The sequence below is a fragment of the Pseudoalteromonas sp. Angola-4 genome, from assembly GCF_028599265.1.
GTDB lineage: Bacteria > Pseudomonadota > Gammaproteobacteria > Enterobacterales > Alteromonadaceae > Pseudoalteromonas > Pseudoalteromonas atlantica.
In genome coordinates this window covers 201,416-218,049 of sequence record NZ_JAQREK010000002.1, presented here as the reverse complement: position 1 = coordinate 218,049, position 16,634 = coordinate 201,416, and the positions used below count along the sequence as shown (strand labels likewise).

General features: G+C 41.4%; 15 protein-coding genes. 11 read left to right on the top strand and 4 right to left on the bottom strand.

What is annotated here, in order from left to right; genetic code table 11:
* Positions 1-100: 100 nt before the first annotated feature.
* From PSH48_RS03410 to PSH48_RS03375, 8 genes are all read left to right on the top strand, one after another.
* Positions 101-2,629: a DNA translocase FtsK gene (locus PSH48_RS03410; protein WP_273602653.1), complete on the top strand. Its 2,529-nt coding sequence runs from the start codon at positions 101-103 to the stop codon at positions 2,627-2,629.
* A complete protein-coding gene (lolA, locus tag PSH48_RS03405; protein ID WP_273610905.1) occupies positions 2,629-3,255 on the top strand; it encodes an outer membrane lipoprotein chaperone LolA in 627 nt (208 codons plus the stop codon). The genes PSH48_RS03410 and lolA overlap by 1 nt, the downstream gene beginning before the upstream one ends.
* A complete protein-coding gene (locus tag PSH48_RS03400) occupies positions 3,248-4,591 on the top strand; it encodes a replication-associated recombination protein A (RefSeq protein WP_273610904.1) in 1,344 nt (447 codons plus the stop codon). Before lolA ends, PSH48_RS03400 begins: the two co-directional genes overlap by 8 nt.
* The gene (crcB, locus tag PSH48_RS03395) at positions 4,584-4,964 is read left to right on the top strand and encodes a fluoride efflux transporter CrcB (RefSeq protein ID WP_004586743.1); all 381 of its coding nucleotides are present in this window, start codon (positions 4,584-4,586) and stop codon (positions 4,962-4,964) included. The genes PSH48_RS03400 and crcB overlap by 8 nt, the downstream gene beginning before the upstream one ends.
* Before the next feature lie 9 nt (positions 4,965-4,973).
* Positions 4,974-6,278, top strand: coding sequence for a serine--tRNA ligase (gene serS, locus PSH48_RS03390; RefSeq protein WP_273610903.1), 1,305 nt, complete (start codon positions 4,974-4,976; stop codon positions 6,276-6,278).
* A 351-nt stretch (positions 6,279-6,629) separates the two neighbouring features.
* Positions 6,630-7,157 (top strand): hypothetical protein, encoded by a 528-nt coding sequence (locus PSH48_RS03385; RefSeq protein WP_064385100.1) that lies wholly within the window; start codon positions 6,630-6,632, stop codon positions 7,155-7,157.
* 137 nt (positions 7,158-7,294) lie between these two features.
* Positions 7,295-7,903 (top strand): DUF6988 family protein, encoded by a 609-nt coding sequence (locus tag PSH48_RS03380; protein WP_198401368.1) that lies wholly within the window; start codon positions 7,295-7,297, stop codon positions 7,901-7,903.
* Positions 7,904-8,220: 317 nt separating this feature from the next.
* Positions 8,221-8,649, top strand: coding sequence for a retropepsin-like aspartic protease (locus tag PSH48_RS03375; RefSeq protein WP_273610902.1), 429 nt, complete (start codon positions 8,221-8,223; stop codon positions 8,647-8,649).
* Positions 8,650-8,707: 58 nt separating this feature from the next.
* Here PSH48_RS03375 and PSH48_RS03370 read toward each other — a convergent pair whose 3' ends face one another.
* Positions 8,708-9,895, bottom strand: coding sequence for a PQQ-dependent sugar dehydrogenase (locus tag PSH48_RS03370; protein ID WP_273610901.1), 1,188 nt, complete (start codon positions 9,893-9,895; stop codon positions 8,708-8,710).
* Here PSH48_RS03370 and PSH48_RS03365 point away from each other — a divergent pair.
* Positions 9,880-10,326: a hypothetical protein gene (locus PSH48_RS03365; protein WP_054982602.1), complete on the top strand. Its 447-nt coding sequence runs from the start codon at positions 9,880-9,882 to the stop codon at positions 10,324-10,326. The two genes, PSH48_RS03370 and PSH48_RS03365, sit on opposite strands and share 16 nt — an antisense overlap.
* Before the next feature lie 92 nt (positions 10,327-10,418).
* On the opposite strand, the gene PSH48_RS03360 is transcribed toward PSH48_RS03365, so the two are convergent.
* Positions 10,419-11,681 carry a valine--pyruvate transaminase gene (locus PSH48_RS03360; protein WP_273610900.1) on the bottom strand — a complete coding sequence of 421 codons (1,263 nt, stop codon included), beginning with the start codon at positions 11,679-11,681 and terminating at the stop codon, positions 10,419-10,421.
* Positions 11,682-11,896: 215 nt separating this feature from the next.
* Between PSH48_RS03360 and PSH48_RS03355 the strand changes: the two genes are divergently transcribed.
* Together PSH48_RS03355 and PSH48_RS03350 are read left to right on the top strand one after the other, a co-directional pair.
* Positions 11,897-13,015: an endonuclease/exonuclease/phosphatase family protein gene (locus tag PSH48_RS03355; protein WP_273610899.1), complete on the top strand. Its 1,119-nt coding sequence runs from the start codon at positions 11,897-11,899 to the stop codon at positions 13,013-13,015.
* 144 nt (positions 13,016-13,159) lie between these two features.
* Positions 13,160-13,579, top strand: a complete 420-nt coding sequence (locus PSH48_RS03350) for an MAPEG family protein (RefSeq protein WP_029772660.1) — start codon at positions 13,160-13,162, stop codon at positions 13,577-13,579.
* 77 nt (positions 13,580-13,656) lie between these two features.
* Here the strand turns inward: PSH48_RS03350 and PSH48_RS03345 are convergent, their stop codons facing one another.
* Together PSH48_RS03345 and PSH48_RS03340 are read right to left on the bottom strand one after the other, a co-directional pair.
* Positions 13,657-15,504, bottom strand: coding sequence for an ABC transporter ATP-binding protein (locus PSH48_RS03345; RefSeq protein WP_273610898.1), 1,848 nt, complete (start codon positions 15,502-15,504; stop codon positions 13,657-13,659).
* 91 nt (positions 15,505-15,595) lie between these two features.
* Complete coding sequence (locus PSH48_RS03340; protein ID WP_273610897.1) at positions 15,596-16,435, bottom strand: hypothetical protein; 840 nt, start codon at positions 16,433-16,435, stop codon at positions 15,596-15,598.
* Positions 16,436-16,634: the final 199 nt, after the last annotated feature.

Here is a 16,634-nt window from a genome sequence, read left to right as displayed (position 1 = left end):
GGCCATACACATTAAGATAAAGTGCATCAAATTGCATTTCCTGCTAAGGTATTTGATTGCAAGCAAGTGCCAATAGAACAATAAAGAGGGATAGGAAGTTATGCGCCTAAACGGTGTGCAAAGACTATTAGAAACAGGGCTGATCATCAGTACCTTTGCGGCAATATTCATTTTATGTGCTTTAATCAGCTTTGATCCCGCTGACCCTGCGTGGTCGCAAACGGGTGAATTTAGAAACGTAAAAAATATTACAGGCACTGCCGGTGCTTGGGTAGCCGATATATTATTACTGTCATTTGGTTGGCTTGCTTATTTAGTGCCGGCCGCTATTCAACTATTTGGCTATTTACTGTTTAAACAACCTCATCGTATTTTACAGCTCGACTACACCACACTTGCTTTGCGTGTTATTGGCTTTGCTTTATTTATTACCTCAGCTACGGCAATCAGCAGCATTAACTTTGATGATATTTATAACTTTTCATCCGGTGGGGTAGTGGGCGATGTGATTGCATCGGCCATGATGCCGGCATTTAACTTTACCGGTACCTCTATACTATTATTGTGCTTCTTTTTTGCTGGACTTACTTTATTAACCGGTGTGTCGTGGGTTGAATTTGTAGACTACCTCGGCGATTTAGTGGTTAGAGGCTACCGTTACATTGCTAATTACGCCCAAGGTTGGATGCAACGAGAGCGTATTGCGGCAAATCCGGTGCAAGCCGATGCGCAATTTAATGATGACCCTGACGATTATGAGCAAAGCGATACCACACTCGAGCAATCATCAGAATTTGAACAAGAGCCTGCAAAAAGTAAAAAACCAGCTAAGCAAAAAGCCATTACTAAAGAGCAGCCTACCTTTAGCGAACCGCAAATTAGTGATGACTACAGCCCATTTGATGAGCTAGACGATATACTCGACCAAGAAATTGGCTTTAGCGCCATAGACGATGAGCCAATGGATACAGCGGCTGCACTTAATGCGCTTGATCAAAGCCAAGTTGTTGAGCCTGAAAAACCGGTTACCACGGTGGTATCGCCAGCAAGGCCTATGCCTAAGCCAAAACCTGCATATCAGCCACCGCCAACAGCAAAAGAAAAGTTTGAAGAGCTACTTGATAAAGAGCCACCGCCAGGGCCATTACCGTCGCTTGATTTACTCGACAGACCGGATAAAGCAAAAAACCCGATATCGGAAGAAGAGCTTGAAAGCGTGTCGCGTCTTGTTGAAACAAAATTACTCGACTTTAACGTACAAGCAAAAGTGGTTGGCGTATACCCAGGCCCAGTTGTAACACGTTTTGAGCTTGATTTAGCACCGGGTATAAAGGTGTCTAAAATTACTGGTTTATCAAAAGATTTAGCCCGTTCGTTATCGGCAATTAGTGTACGTGTGGTTGAGGTGATCCCAGGTAAAACTTACATAGGGATAGAGCTGCCTAACAAGTACCGCGAAATTGTACGTTTATCTGAGGTAATTAACGCCCCTAAATTTGAGCAAAATCCATCGCCACTCACCATGGTGTTAGGTAAAGATATTGCAGGGCAACCTGTGTGTGCCGATTTAGGTAAAATGCCCCATTTACTGGTAGCCGGTACCACAGGTTCAGGTAAGTCAGTGGGCGTTAATGTAATGATATTAAGCTTACTGTACAAATCGGGCCCTGATGATGTTCGTATGATCATGATTGACCCGAAAATGCTTGAGCTTTCGGTTTACGAAGGTATTCCGCACCTATTGTGTGAAGTTGTTACCGACATGAAAGAAGCGGCTAACGCACTACGTTGGTGTGTAGGCGAAATGGAACGCCGTTATAAATTAATGTCGGCGTTGGGTGTACGTAACTTAAAAGGTTACAACCAAAAAGTACTTGAGGCCAAAGAAGCGGGTTACCCGATTCTTGACCCATTATTTAAAGACACCGACGGCATGAAAGAAGGCCCAGACGAGTTAGATAAACTACCGAGCATAGTGGTAGTAATAGACGAATTTGCCGACATGATGATGATTGTAGGTAAAAAAGTTGAAGAGCTAATTGCCCGTATTGCGCAAAAAGCACGTGCCGCAGGTATACATTTAGTACTTGCAACACAGCGCCCATCGGTAGATGTAATTACCGGCTTAATTAAAGCCAATATACCTACGCGTATGGCGTTTCAGGTGTCGAGCAAAATAGACTCGCGTACCATATTGGATCAACAAGGCGCCGAAAACCTATTAGGTATGGGTGATATGCTTTATTTACCGCCAGGCACAAGCGTACCAGAGCGTGTGCATGGCGCATTTGTAGACGACCATGAAGTACATGCGGTAGTAAACGATTGGAAAGCACGCGGTAAACCTAATTACATTGATGAAATTTTAAATGGTGATGCCACAGAAGATGTTTTATTACCAGGTGAAACCAGTGAAAACGCAGATGAAGAGTCAGATCCGCTATACGACGAAGCCGTTGCGTTTGTAATCGAAACCGGCAAAGTATCGGTATCGTCCGTACAACGTAAATTACGTGTTGGCTATAACCGCGCAGCACGACTAGTAGAACAAATGGAAACATCGGGTATCGTGAGTTCACCAGGCCATAACGGCGCTCGCGATGTATTAGTACCTAATGGAGCAAATTAATGAAAAAATTAAACACTTTATTATTAGTGCTTGGCAGTTTAATTGCCACGCCTAGCTTTGCTGATGACAGCCAAGCACTGCAAGACAAACTCGCAACCCTTAAAAGTTTTAAAGCGCAGTTTTCTCAAAACGTAACCGATCCGCAAGGCCAAGCGGTTATGCAAGGCGAGGGCACAATTGCCCTTAAACAACCTATGATGATCCGCTGGCAGCAAACAAACCCAGACGATACCTTATTTGTATCAAATGGTGACAAAACCTATTATTTCGATAGCTTTGCTGAGCAAGTAACTATTATGGATACCCATAGCCTTATAGATTCAACACCGTTTGTACTGCTTACTTCAAAAGATCCCGCACAGTGGGAAAAATACAGCGTTCAAGCCACAGACTCTGGCTTTAGTGTAACCCCAAATAAAGGCGTAGAGAGCCAAGTAGAGCAACTTGATATTACCTTTGCAGGTAACGAGCAAGGCCTTGCTAAGTTAGTTGTGACGGATAATTCTGGTCAGCTTTCATCGTTTAGTTTTAACAATGCACAAGTAAATACCGCGCTTGATACAAGCACCTTTGAATTTACCCCACCAGAGGGTGTAGAAATAGACGATCAGAGTAACGGTGAATAATTTAGGCTTTAACTTTGGGCCCGATGTACGCCCACTTGCGGCACGTATGCGCCCAACAACGCTTGACGAATACATAGGTCAGCAGCATTTACTAAGTAGCGACAAACCCTTGCACCAAGCCATTGTTGCAGGGCGTTGCCACAGCTTAATTTTGTGGGGGCCGCCAGGGGTGGGTAAAACCACTCTTGCGCAAATTATTGCAAATCACGCCGATGCCGAACTTATACAAATGTCGGCTGTGACTGCAGGCGTAAAAGATATTCGCGACAGCGTAACGCAAGCGCACGATAACCTACAAAGCCGCGGGCAACGCACTTTAATGTTTGTGGATGAAGTACACCGTTTTAATAAATCGCAGCAAGATGCATTTTTACCTCACATAGAAGACGGCACTTTTATATTTGTAGGCGCGACAACCGAAAATCCCTCATTTGCACTTAACAACGCTATTTTGTCGCGTGCACGCGTGTATGTTTTAAAGTCGTTACAAGAGAGCGACCTATACACAGTGATAGAGCGCGCACTTAAGCAAGATGAGCAACTAAACCAAAAAAACATTGTTATTGCCGATAACGCCAAACAGGCGCTTTGCCAAGCAAGCGGCGGCGATGCCCGCAAAGTATTAAACTTGCTTGAGCAAGCGGTTGATTTAACGAGTGAGCAAAACGGCACATACAACGTAGACGAGCACGTATTAAGCCAAGTACTGCCAACCCATTTAGCTAAATACGATAAAGGCGGCGATGAATTTTACGATTTAATCTCGGCTTTTCATAAATCAGTACGAGGCAGCTCACCCGATGGCGCGCTGTATTGGTATTGCCGTATTTTAGCCGGTGGCGGCGACCCACTTTATGTAGCAAGGCGTTTACTTGCCATTGCCACAGAAGACATAGGTAACGCCGACCCACGGGCAATGGAAGTGGCGTTAAACGCATGGGATATATTTCAGCGTGTAGGCCCAAGCGAGGGCGAACGCGCCATTGCACAAGCCACTTTATACTTAGCCAGCGCACCCAAAAGTAATGCGGTTTATATGGCATTTAACCAAGCAAAAGCTGATGCCAAAAACGAGCCAAGCTACCCAGTGCCAGAGCACTTACGAAACGCGCCCACAAACCTAATGAAAGATTTAGGCTATGGCGCCGAGTATCGCTACGCACATAACGAAGAGGGCGCCTTTGCCGCCGGTGAAAAATATTTACCGCCAGAAATTCAAGACAAACACTATTATTTACCGAGCGATCGCGGCCTTGAGCAAAAAATTAAGCAAAAGCTTGATTACTTAAAAGATCGCGACGCGCAAAGCCCACTTAAACGATACGAAAATGATTAAACTTTATATGATGATCGCCCTTGGCGGCGCCTCAGGAGCCTGTTTACGTTTTTTTATTAGCGAAACCATGCTAAAACTCCTTGGTAGGGGATTCCCTTTTGGCACGTTGACGGTTAATATTCTGGGTTCATTGTTAATGGGCATTTTGTACGGTTTGATAGAGAAAGAAATTATCGCCACAAGCCCCGCTAAAACCCTTATTGGTATTGGCTTTTTAGGTGCGTTAACCACCTTTTCAACATTCTCAATGGACTCGTTGTTGTTATTACAACAAGGTCACTTTATTAAAATGGCCCTCAATATCATCTTAAATGTGATGATCTGTATTTTTATGGCTTGGCTGGGCCTTCAGCTGGTAATGCAAAAAGGTTAAAAAACTAACATGTTAGATTCTAAATATTTACGACAAGACGTTGAGCAAACTGCAGCACGCTTAGCGGCTCGTGGCTACGAGCTTGATGTTGCAAAAGTGACAGAACTTGAAGAACAACGCAAAACATTACAAGTAAAAACGCAAGAGCTTCAAAGTCAACGTAACGCCAGTGCTAAAGCCATTGGCCAAGCAAAAGCAAAAGGCGAAGACGCACAACCACTACTAGACGCAGTGGCAAATTTAGGAAGCGAATTAGACGCAACTAAAAAAGCGCAAGATGAAGTACTCAACGCCATTAACGACATTGCTTTAGCAATACCAAACTTGCCAGACGAATCAGTACCAGAAGGCGCTGATGAAGACGACAACGTTGAAATACTTACCTGGGGCACGCCTAAAAAGTACGACTTTGAAGCAAAAGATCACGTAGACGTTGGCCAAGACCTAAACGGCCTAGACTTTGAAATGGGCGTTAAAATTAGTGGCGCACGTTTTACAGTAATGCGCGGCCAAGTAGCGCGTATGCACCGTGCACTTACGCAATACATGCTAGATACCCACACAGATAAAAACGGCTATACAGAAATGTATGTACCGTACTTAGTAAATAGCGCAAGCCTTTACGGTACAAGCCAATTACCTAAATTTGCAGGCGATTTATTCCATACATTAGGCCTAGTAAACGACGACGGTGAACAACAAGCTGGCTTTAGCTTAATCCCAACAGCAGAAGTACCGCTTACTAATAGCGCACGCGATGAGATTTACGAAGAAAGCGATTTACCGATTCGCTTAACTGCGCACACGCCGTGTTTTAGAAGTGAAGCGGGCAGCTACGGTCGCGATACACGCGGCTTAATTCGCCAGCACCAGTTTGATAAAGTTGAACTAGTACAACTAGTAAAACCAGAAGATTCAATGCAAGCGCTTGAAGAGCTAACAGGCCACGCAGAGCAAATTTTACAAGCGCTAGAACTACCATACCGTAAAGTAATTTTATGTATGGGCGATATGGGCTTTGGCGCAGCTAAAACATACGACTTAGAAGTATGGTTACCGGCCCAAGATACCTACCGCGAAATTTCGTCTTGTTCAAATATGGTCGATTTCCAAGCGCGCCGTATGCAAGCACGTTTTCGCCGTGAAGGTGCTAAAAAGCCAGAGTTACTACATACACTAAATGGCTCAGGTTTAGCCGTTGGCCGTACACTCGTAGCCATACTAGAAAACTACCAACAAGCCGATGGTTCAGTAATAGTACCAGAAGTATTACGCCCATACATGGGTGGCCTTGAAGTGATTGGCAAAGCTTAAAATACAAGCTGTAAGTTTTTAGCTATCAGCTATAAGTAGAAAAGCCGCTGTTTTAACGAACAGCGGTTTTTTTGTGGGTAAAAACTTAAAGGTAAAAGGTTCAAGGCGAAAGAAAAAAGTCTAAGTTTTGTTATTTATTAGTGTATTACCCTTTTGTCCAATATTACTGTTTTCTACCATTCTGGTGTTTTCTCGCATCCAGTATATTTAGATGATAGCTAACTAGTTGTTTACATGTGTCTATTCGCTGGTTAAATTAGATGATTAGTAATAATTGGACATTTGTAGGTTTATAAAGCGACAAATGTCGGATACAAAGTTGTTAGTTGTTAATTCGAATATGGAGTAATCATGGCTTCTGTAGAAGTAATTGATTGGGTTCGTTTAGGTATTATTAGTGTTGGAGCTACAATTGCTTTATTCACTTATAAATCTAGCCAAAAGCAAAAAAAATTAGAAAATAGCTTAAAGCTACTCGAGTTATTCCATAAAAACTTAAATGAAAATGATATCGATAATTGGAAATCAATTTTTCGAGCTAGTAGTGAATCTACAGGTGCCGAAAAAGGTCATTATGTTACATCCAATATCGAACAACAAATTCCGTTAGACCACTTATTTTGTGAAGGCGCTGACGATGATGGCGCAACAGCTAGAATCGCTGAACAAATTGAATTGGTTTGTTATGAAGCATTGCAAAGTAATGTTGAATTAAGGATCATTTATTCTAATATAGGTCAGCTCATGGACGTAATTTATCGGTGGTATAGCTCAGAGCTTTTCTTTAAAAGTAGCTTTCCATACTTTAATAAAATCATGCATAAAAAAGGCAAATATTTAAGTACTCTACCCAAGAAAACTTACGCGTATTGTGAGTAACAACATAACAAGAATTTAAAGCGTGACTGCGCTGCTAACAGTTCGCTCGGTTCCTCTTCGCTGCACATTTTAGCAAACAATTATCAGCCCCTTAAATGGGCGTTAAATGGCTCCATACATCTGAGTTATAGGAAATTATGGAAAATATAATAGGAACCAAGATTTCGGAAGTACTTGACGGGATGAAAGTCGAAGGTTCTGATCGCGTGTTATTAAGCGTTATGCTCCATGATGTTGTTTTTGATAATCAACGAGCAATATTTGATCTTGTTCAGCTAGGTCACTTGACCCCTGCTTCTGCTTTATTACGCGTATTATTTGAAGCTCATGTTAGAGGAATATGGTTATTTGCATGTGCTACAGACAAACAAGTCCAGCAGTACAAAAAGGACAGTGTTAAATCAAGAATAAACCCTAAAAAAAATATTCCGTTTCAAGAAATGATTTCTGACATCGAAAAAGAAATGCCTCACTTGAATGGATCGTTGAGTGACTTTAAAAAGAATCATTGGAAGGGCTTAAATAGTTTAACTCACTCAGGAACCCAACAATTTAAATATCAATTTAGTAACGGCGAAATGAGAAGAAAATATTCTGTTGATTACGCAGATACCTTATTAGATTTCTCAAAAAGATTAGCAATACACTCGCTCGGTAGCTTAGGAAAAATAGTAAAAAGTACGAAAATAATCCAGTGCTGCCTAAATCTTTCCAGCGAGCACATTGCACAGCCATTTAACAAGTAAATCTTGGTGACGCCTACGGCGCACCTAATTTAAGGAAACAAAGGGGTCAAATCTTGACTTCAGACATCAAGTCGCAATTTGCTCAAAACACCTTTATTTAAGCTATTATATTTCTCTAAAAGCGAAGCGGCTCTAGCCCTCTTTGTGAATTAATTGGCTTTAAGAAAATTAGTTTTTGTATTTTTAGCTTCAGAAATATCAGCCATGTTTTAACTACAAAAGGGTGTAAGTGCAAGCTAGCGACTTACTATTTATAAGGTTGTGTTAGAAGGTAACTGTAGTAGAGTGTGTTTCAATTAACCTAAATAAGGAACATTATGGAATTAGCTAAAACCACAAGCTTGCAATTTGAAGTAACAGAAACAGGCCATCAAATTATTCAGGCTAAAATAAATGGGCATACAGTATGTTTAATTTTAGATACAGCGGCGGGTGCATCTGTTTTGGATAGAACATGTATTAAAAAGCTTGGAATACAAGAAGAAGTAAGTGAAGAAAATGCCGCAGGTTTAGGTACAGCCGAACATGAAATGGGCTTTATAGACGTTTTAAAATTTGAACTGGCAGGCCAATTGTATCAAAGTACAGAGTTTGTATCACTCAACCTAGACCATGTACAGGCCGCTGGTGGTGGCGATACAATACATGGATTATTAGGCTCTCCATTTTTTAGAAAATACCAAGCTATATTAGATTTTGGTACTAATACACTGACAATTAGTGAACCATTGTCTGATTGTGAGTGATTAAAGCGGCTCCCTTAAGCCGCTATTATAGCGAAGCGCCTCTAATCCCCTTTGTGAACTACTCTGGCTTTACCAACATCATCTCAGCATATTTCCCATCCATTAATATCGCTACATTACCCTCAGTGGTTACATACACATCCCTTAATCGGCCTGTTGCTTCTGGAAATATGTGTGACTGGGTGAATTCGCCATTAGCCAGATTAACGCTGTAGAGCTTTTTATCTACAAGCGTCGTGATGAGCACATGTTGTGCAAGTAAAGGGAATGCGGCGTGTTTAGAGCCGTAATACGCCATGCCTGACGGGGCAATTGATGGCGTCCAATCTACGCTTGGCTTTTGCATACCGGGGTAGTCTCTAAAAGGAGATATACGTGCTTGTGAATAATCGTCACCGTAGGTGATCACCGGCCAGCCGTAGTTGGTAGCTGGCGTTAAGTAATTTAACTCATCGCCACCGGCGGGGCCGTGCTCGTGGCTAACAATTTGCTCGGTATCGTAATCATACACTAAGCCCTGTGGGTTTCGGTGACCGAGCGAGTAAACAGCGTGTGCATTGGGGTTTTTGTGATTAATAAATGGGTTATCTTTTGGGATAGTGCCATCTAGGTTTATGCGTAATAGTTTGCCAAGTTGGCTGGTTATTACTTGTGCTTGCTCTCTAAAATCAAAGCCATCACCAGTTGAAAACAGTAGAGTGTTGTCGGGTAAAAAGAGGGCGCGGCCAGCGTAGTGTTGTGGGGTATTTTTATCAGTCGCTACTGTGTAAATAATAACAGGCGTTGAAAAGCCGATACCATTAAACGTGGCTTTTGCAACTACTAGGCGATTAGCCTCAGCTGTGCCCTGTGCGTAGGTAAATATAACTTCTTTGCTTGTGTTAAAATTAGGCGAGAGCACTATATCAAGTAAGCCGCCTTGGCCTGCAACGTATAAACCTTCAAGGTTTAAATTTACTCTAGTTTGCTGATTGTTTTTTACAATAACAACGTGGCCGTCGCGCTCTGTAATTAGCCATGACCCGTTTGGTAGCTTAACCATGCTCCACGGCGAATTTAATTTTGTAGCGACTGTGTGAGTACTGTATTGCTCTTTAGGTAATTCAGCAGCACTGGCGGTAGATGCAAAAAGCCCTACAAACAGCCATAGCGCTAATTGAGAGAGTCGTTGTTTACATTGCAAGCCTTTGCTACTGTAAGAAAAAAGCTTTACTTTAAGTTGAGATAACCATGCCATTTTTAACACGTTTACTCCCTATATTTTTAGTTTCTTGGTTATTTACCTTTACGCTTGCTAGCTTGTTTCATAGCCAATACGTTGTCAATCAATTAGTTGATGTGGGTGTAGTGGTCAGCTTAAGCGACCGTATTAATTTAACGCTAGATGATTGGTTAGGGCTATTACCTACCTATGGCGCTATTATTGCCATTGCTTTGGCTATCGCTTTTTTTGCTGTTGTGTTACTTGTTAAAAAGTTTAAAAAATACAGCATGGCGTTATTTGTGGCATCGGGTATCACTGCTTTTGCCGTGGTCTTAGTGGCGATTGAGTCGATTATGAATATTCATATTATAGCGGGCGCTCGTGGATGGGGATTTTATTTGCAGTTACTAGCAGGTGCTTTAGGTGGCTTGCTGTTTGCCTTATTAACCAAGGCGTTAGCCCCTAAACAGTAGGTTAAATAAAAAACTCAGTGGCTAACGCTAAGCGTTAACCACCACGTTAAAATACGATGTAAACCGTTAATTAAAGCGCTATATAATAAGCGCTACATAATAAGCGACTTAATAGCCTCTAGGCCTTTTCTGAGAGTAGCTTCATCGTTAGCGTAGTTAATGCGTACGCACTGGTGTTTGTGCTCCCAGCTATCTTCAATGCCAATAAAAAAGTTATGCCCAGGAATTATATATACATCTTGCTCTTTGAGTTTTTGATAAAGCATTTCGCTGGTTATTTTTGAGTCTTTAAACCATAGCCACATAAAAAACGCGCCTTCTAGTTTATGTAAATAAACAGGCAAGTCTGCAAAAATTTCATCAAACAGGTTTATGGCTACCTCTGCTTTATTTTTATAAAAAGGCAATACCGTATTTTTACACAAAGGCAGTAGTTCGCCTTCGTTAATTAAGCGGGTTACTAAGCTTGGGCCAATAGCGTTAGGCGATAACACCATAGAGCCGTTAACACGGCCAATGGCTTTAATTATTTCGTTATTGGCAACCACAATACCAGTGCGCAGGCCTGGCAAGCCCAATTTTGAAAGCGACATACACAATATAATGTTTGAGTTCCACGTAAGGTTTGCATCGGTGTAAATACAGCCCGGGAAAGGGTCGCCGTAGGCGTTATCAATAATTAGGGGAATATTGTACTTGTGTGCAAGGGCGTCTAGATGGCGTACTTCCTCATCGGTAATGACATTACCAGTTGGGTTGGTAGGGCGCGATACGCACAGTGCACTAATACTGGTATCGTTGGCTAATACGTTTTCTACCGCGTCAAAATCAATGACATATTTAAACTGCTTAGAGCCACTGGGTGTATTTAAAATTTCGATGTCGGGCTTGATTGCCACAAACATATCATCAGATAAACCTTGGTCGGCGTAACCTACGTATTCAGGCGCAAGCGGAAACAATATACGCTTATTAGTGCCATCGCTCATTTTGCCCGCAAGCATATTAAACAATACAAAAAAGTTAGCTTGGCTGCCGTTACCCAGTGCTATGTTTTGTGGTGTTAAGCCCCAGTCAAACTCGCTATTGAGCTGTTTAGCAAGGGCCGCTCTAAATTCGTCATTGCCAGTTGGCCCGTCGTACAAACCAAATACTTGCGATACTTTATTACTGGCTACTAGCTTTTGTAATTCATCTAAAAATACGGCATTAACCTGTGGTACGTGTGCGGGGTTACCGCCACCTAGCATAACAATATTTGGATTATTGCTTGCGTTAGCGCTGCCTAAATCTTCCATAAGCTGCGTTATTCCGTTGGGTTGTGTAAATTTAGTACCAAAATTTGAGTAGTTCATAATACCTATGTGTGCGCTAATAACGAGGAGGGCAGTATAGCGCAAATAAAGGGCTTTATTTGCATGTTGAGAATAATTCACGGTTTAGAACTTTAAACCCTTTAGGGTATAATTAATGCACTTTTATTCGCTAGGCTATTGTTATCAGTAATTTTGAATCGACTTTACATCACACTACGCTTGAGGCTGAACCTGCCGCTGATTTAAACGAGCCTGTGGTAAAAAACACGCAATTTAAAATAGCCACGTTTAATTTATTTAACTACCTTGAGCCGCCTAATGCGTATTACGATTTTGAAAAAATTTATACCGCAGAGCAATGGGCACGCAAACAGCGCTGGATTGTGGATTATTTAAATGAGTACGTGCCTGATGTAGTAGGTTTTCAAGAAGTATTTAGTATTGAATCGCTAAAGGCGTTAATGGCGCAGCAAGGCTATACATATTTTGCTGTGGTTGATACGCCAGAGGTGATTGATGATTTTATTTTTAAGCGCCCGGTAGTGGCTATAGCGTCTAAATTTGAGATTGTTGATATAACTGCGGTTAAGCACAATACCGAGCTTGTTGAAATGCTTGGCCTTAATAGTAATTTTACGTTTAGCCGTAAGGTGTTAAGAGCCACCATTAAATTACCCCATGTAGGTAATACCGACTGTTATGTAGTGCATTTCAAGTCAAAACGAGCCATGATTGAAAGTGATGAAAGTACTACTAGCTCAGCCAAAACCGAGCCACCCTCAAGCGAAAAAAACATAATAGACACTCTAAAAGCAAATGTGGCCGGCTCGTGGGGCTCAACCATTCAGCGCGGCAGTGAAGCCACTTTACTAATGATAGAAATGATTGCTCGACGCGAAACTACACAACAGCCTATGGTGCTAATGGGCGATTTTAATAACGACCTTGCCGATGGCGTGTTGAGCCATTTACTAACGAATACATTGCGATTTGCCCCAGCGTTTGATGTTAAAACATACCTTGCTAAATATTGTTTAAATGACGCATGGCAGTTATTTAAAACACTAAAAATGAGCCAATTTACGGCGCACAATACACAGCAAAACGCTGGCAGCCATGCAGATGCTCAACAAAGTAATGGCCCCTCGGCGCCGTTATTAAATCGCAGCCCTACCCATTACTATGGAACAAGTAGTACGGTACTTGATTATATTTTACTCTCGTGTGAATTTGACCCAAGTTACGATGATAGCTTTTATGAAGTGAGTGATTATCATACATACGACAGGCATTTAATAAACCCAGAATACGAACGAGACGATTTAACAACCGATCACGCAGTGGTATCAATTACGCTAACGTTAAGGAGTTAATACGTGGGTAACATTTATAAATAGGTTTGCAGCTTTTACATTATTATTGAACCTATAAATTATAAGTTATTAATTATAATAAACTTATTTTAGGCTTAAAACTTGCTGTAACTACTGAGTTAAAACAATTTTAAGGACATAAAAATGACTGAAGTTGCGCTTTCTGCCTATATGGCGTTTTACGTTTACTTAATAATGTTAGTGGTACAGTGGTCGGTAGCTACCTTTAGCAAAGCTAAACAGCCTAATGCTGTACCGGGTAAAATTAGCGATGATTTATCGCACGACAGTTTTATATTTAGAGCCCATCGTACTTTTCATAACACACTAGAAAACAGCGCGCTGTTTATTGGTACTGTGCTGTTCGCATTTGTTATAAATTACCAAAGCCCTATATTTGCCATGTGTGTTTGGGTGTATGTAATAGCGCGATTAATTCATATGGCGCTGTATTACGTTATAGCCACAGAGAAAAACCCAAGCCCACGCACGTACTTCTTTTTAATCAGTTTTATAGCAAATATTGTCATGCTAATTTTAATTGGTTTAAGATTAATGGCTTAATATCATGCGGTTAAAGGCTATTAAACCGTTAGTATAAAAAAGCGAAAGGGCTGTAATTAGCCCTTTTGCTTTTTAGTTTAATCTACACCAATAAACCCACCGGTTTGATGTGCCCAAAGGCCAGCATAAATACCATTTTGCGCAATGAGCGCTTCGTGGCTGCCTTGCTCTACAACGCGTCCTTCATCAAGTACAATAAGTCTGTCCATTTGCGCAATGGTCGATAGCCTATGAGCAATGGCAATCACAGTTTTACCTGTCATTAAATCATCTAGGCTTGCTTGTATTGCGGCTTCTACTTCTGAGTCGAGCGCGCTGGTAGCTTCATCGAGTATTAAAATAGGTGCATTTTTAAGTAATACCCGCGCTATAGCGATACGCTGGCGTTGCCCACCGGAGAGGGTTACTCCGCGCTCGCCTACTTGAGCATCAAACCCTTTATTGCCTTTGCTATCTTCTAAATCGCTTATAAACTCGAGTGCTTTAGCTTGCTTGGCAGCGCTGAGCATTTCGGCTTCTGAGGCATCGGGTCGGCCGTATAAAATATTATCTTTTACAGAGCGGTGAAGCAGGGAAGTGTCTTGCGTAACCATGGCTATATAGCGGCGAAGGCTTTCTTGGCTTACATCGGTAATGTTTTGGCCATCAATTTTAATCGTCCCCGAATCGGTATCGTAAAAGCGCAGCAGTAAATTAACTAATGTTGATTTACCAGCGCCAGAGCGACCCACTAAGCCAATTTTTTCACCGGGCTTTATATGTAGGTTTAGGCCATTCATTACCGGGCCGCGATTGGTTTCGTTAGCGGCTTTGCCGTAGTTAAAGTGAACATTTGAAAAAGCGATATCGCCCTTAGAAACGTTAAGCGTTTTTGCATCGGGTTTGTCATCTACTTTAATGGGCGTAGATAAGGTTTTCATGCCATCGGTGGCGGTACCAATGTTTTCAAACAAGCTGCTTATTTCCCACATGATCCACTGCGCCATGCCATTTAATCTAAGCGATAAACTAACAGCAACAGCAATGGCGCCTGCGCTAATTGCACTTAACGACCATAAATAAAGGGATAGTGCGGCCACACTAAATACTAATAAGTAATTTAGGCTATTAATAGCAAAGTTAAGGCTGGTTACTAAACGCATTTGCTTATAAACAGGCTGTAAAAATACATCCATACTTTGTTTAGCGTATTGCTCTTCACGTTGTGTGTACGAAAAAAGCTTAATGGTCGATATATTTGTATAGCTGTCGACTATACGGCCGGTCATTTCAGAGCGCGCATCGGCCTGCGAGCTGGCAATTTTTTTAAGTTTTGGCACAAAGTACATTTGAATGGCGGCATAAATAATTACCCACACTAAAAGCGGTAGCATTAAACGCCAATCAGCTTCTGCAACTAAAAACACCATAGCGCCAAAATAAACCACAATATACATTAGTACATCGAGCAGTTTCATTACGGCTTCTCGTACGGCCAGTGATGTTTGCATTACTTTTGTGGCAATACGCCCTGCGAACTCGTTTTGATAAAAGCTAACACTTTGGCGTAATAAGTATCTATGCGCCGACCAACGAATCGACATAGGGTAATTACCCAGTAATGCTTGGTGCAAAATAGCCGAGTGAAAAAACACCACAATAGGCAATACCACTAAAAGCACTACTGCCATTTTTATAAGTTCGGCTTTTTGCTCTTCAAACAGGGTTTGCGGTGTGTAGGTGCCCAACCAATCAACCAATTGGCCCATATAGCTAAATAACGATACTTCTAAAATGGCAAGCAGGGCAGCACTAACAGACATTAAAACTAACGACAGCTCCATACCTTTAGTGTAATGACGACAAAACGCAAATAAGGTAGAGGGCGGCTGCGTTGGCTTTTGCTCAGGAAATGCGCTGGTCATTTTTTCGAATAATCGATACATTTTATAAACTTAAATGACAAATAATAGAAAAGGATCATACCATTTAAGTGGCGCGCTGTAGATCTTTAGCGACTAATTTACACTGCTACTTTTATCGAATAGGGTTTGTGAGGTTTACGCCTTTAATCATGTAAATGTCGTCATAGCGTAAACCGCCATTTCCGTAGGGCTTTTTATGTGGGCCCGTATTACAGTTAGCTAAAAAATAGCTAAGTGGGCGTTCGCGTTTCATTCTAAAGGTGGCATTTTTATAAACTAAGGTTTGGTTTTTAAATTCGCCGCCTTGTACATATACATTATATTGCTGGCCTTGCATTTTTACCGATGCATTATTAACAACGTACCAAATGTTGTACCAACTGTTTGTATCAAGTGGTTTAGCCGATTGCGCTTGTGCATAGTTTTGGATATTACTATAGCCTTTATCAGTTTTGACCATTAGCGCCCCGGTATTGACTAACCCATTTGATTCGGTTTTATCGGTGACTCGTAGAGTGGCTTCGAAGGCATCGTAGCCATGAACGTTTATTTGCTCTGGCTCTAAGTTACTTAATCCAAAAGCATGGTTATTTGGAAAAGAGGCAACGTTAATACGGGTAAAAAAAGTGTAGGTTTCGCCAACGGGCACTGTTTTTGGAAGCTTTTTATAGCTGAGGGCTTTGCGGTTGCCGACAATACCATTTTCGGCAGGCTTTTTAATTAAAAAATGGTTAATCCCTTTGGCTGTGTCCTCAACTTCTATTTTAGTTACTTGTGGGTTAGCAACATAAGGTTGAGTTTGATTGTCTGTGTCAACCTTTGTCCAGCCTTTTAGCGGTTGTTCAAAGTTATCTACTAATAGCCACTTTGCAGAGGGGGCGTTTTGATTGTTTTGGCTACAGGCTAATAATCCTGAGCAGGCTACTAACAGTAAGCTGTATTTAACGCGCATAATCCCTCTTTTACTAATGTAAGTATAGGTGTATAAATTGGTAAACCAATATATGGCTTTTAATTTTTAAAGCTAAAAATCTATATAACCAATTTGGTGTAAATTAGTCAACCAATATTGTGTTTTATCTATTCTACTGACGTTTATATTTTAAACGCGTAAAATACTTAACAACACGCAATTAAAAATAATTAAAGGG

Excerpts from the sequence above, each read along its gene's own strand:
- PSH48_RS03365 (WP_054982602.1), top strand. The coding sequence starts at position 9,880 with ATGCCATTTTTAACACGTTTACTCCCTATATTTTTAGTTTCTTGGTTA.
- PSH48_RS03410 (WP_273602653.1), top strand. The coding sequence starts at position 101 with ATGCGCCTAAACGGTGTGCAAAGACTATTAGAAACAGGGCTGATCATC.
- lolA (WP_273610905.1), top strand. The coding sequence starts at position 2,629 with ATGAAAAAATTAAACACTTTATTATTAGTGCTTGGCAGTTTAATTGCC.
- PSH48_RS03345 (WP_273610898.1), bottom strand. The coding sequence starts at position 15,504 with ATGTATCGATTATTCGAAAAAATGACCAGCGCATTTCCTGAGCAAAAG.
- PSH48_RS03340 (WP_273610897.1), bottom strand. The coding sequence starts at position 16,435 with ATGCGCGTTAAATACAGCTTACTGTTAGTAGCCTGCTCAGGATTATTA.
- PSH48_RS03350 (WP_029772660.1), top strand. The coding sequence starts at position 13,160 with ATGACTGAAGTTGCGCTTTCTGCCTATATGGCGTTTTACGTTTACTTA.
- PSH48_RS03375 (WP_273610902.1), top strand. The coding sequence starts at position 8,221 with ATGGAATTAGCTAAAACCACAAGCTTGCAATTTGAAGTAACAGAAACA.
- PSH48_RS03385 (WP_064385100.1), top strand. The coding sequence starts at position 6,630 with ATGGCTTCTGTAGAAGTAATTGATTGGGTTCGTTTAGGTATTATTAGT.
- serS (WP_273610903.1), top strand. The coding sequence starts at position 4,974 with ATGTTAGATTCTAAATATTTACGACAAGACGTTGAGCAAACTGCAGCA.
- crcB (WP_004586743.1), top strand. The coding sequence starts at position 4,584 with ATGATTAAACTTTATATGATGATCGCCCTTGGCGGCGCCTCAGGAGCC.
- PSH48_RS03380 (WP_198401368.1), top strand. The coding sequence starts at position 7,295 with ATGGAAAATATAATAGGAACCAAGATTTCGGAAGTACTTGACGGGATG.
- PSH48_RS03360 (WP_273610900.1), bottom strand. The coding sequence starts at position 11,681 with ATGAACTACTCAAATTTTGGTACTAAATTTACACAACCCAACGGAATA.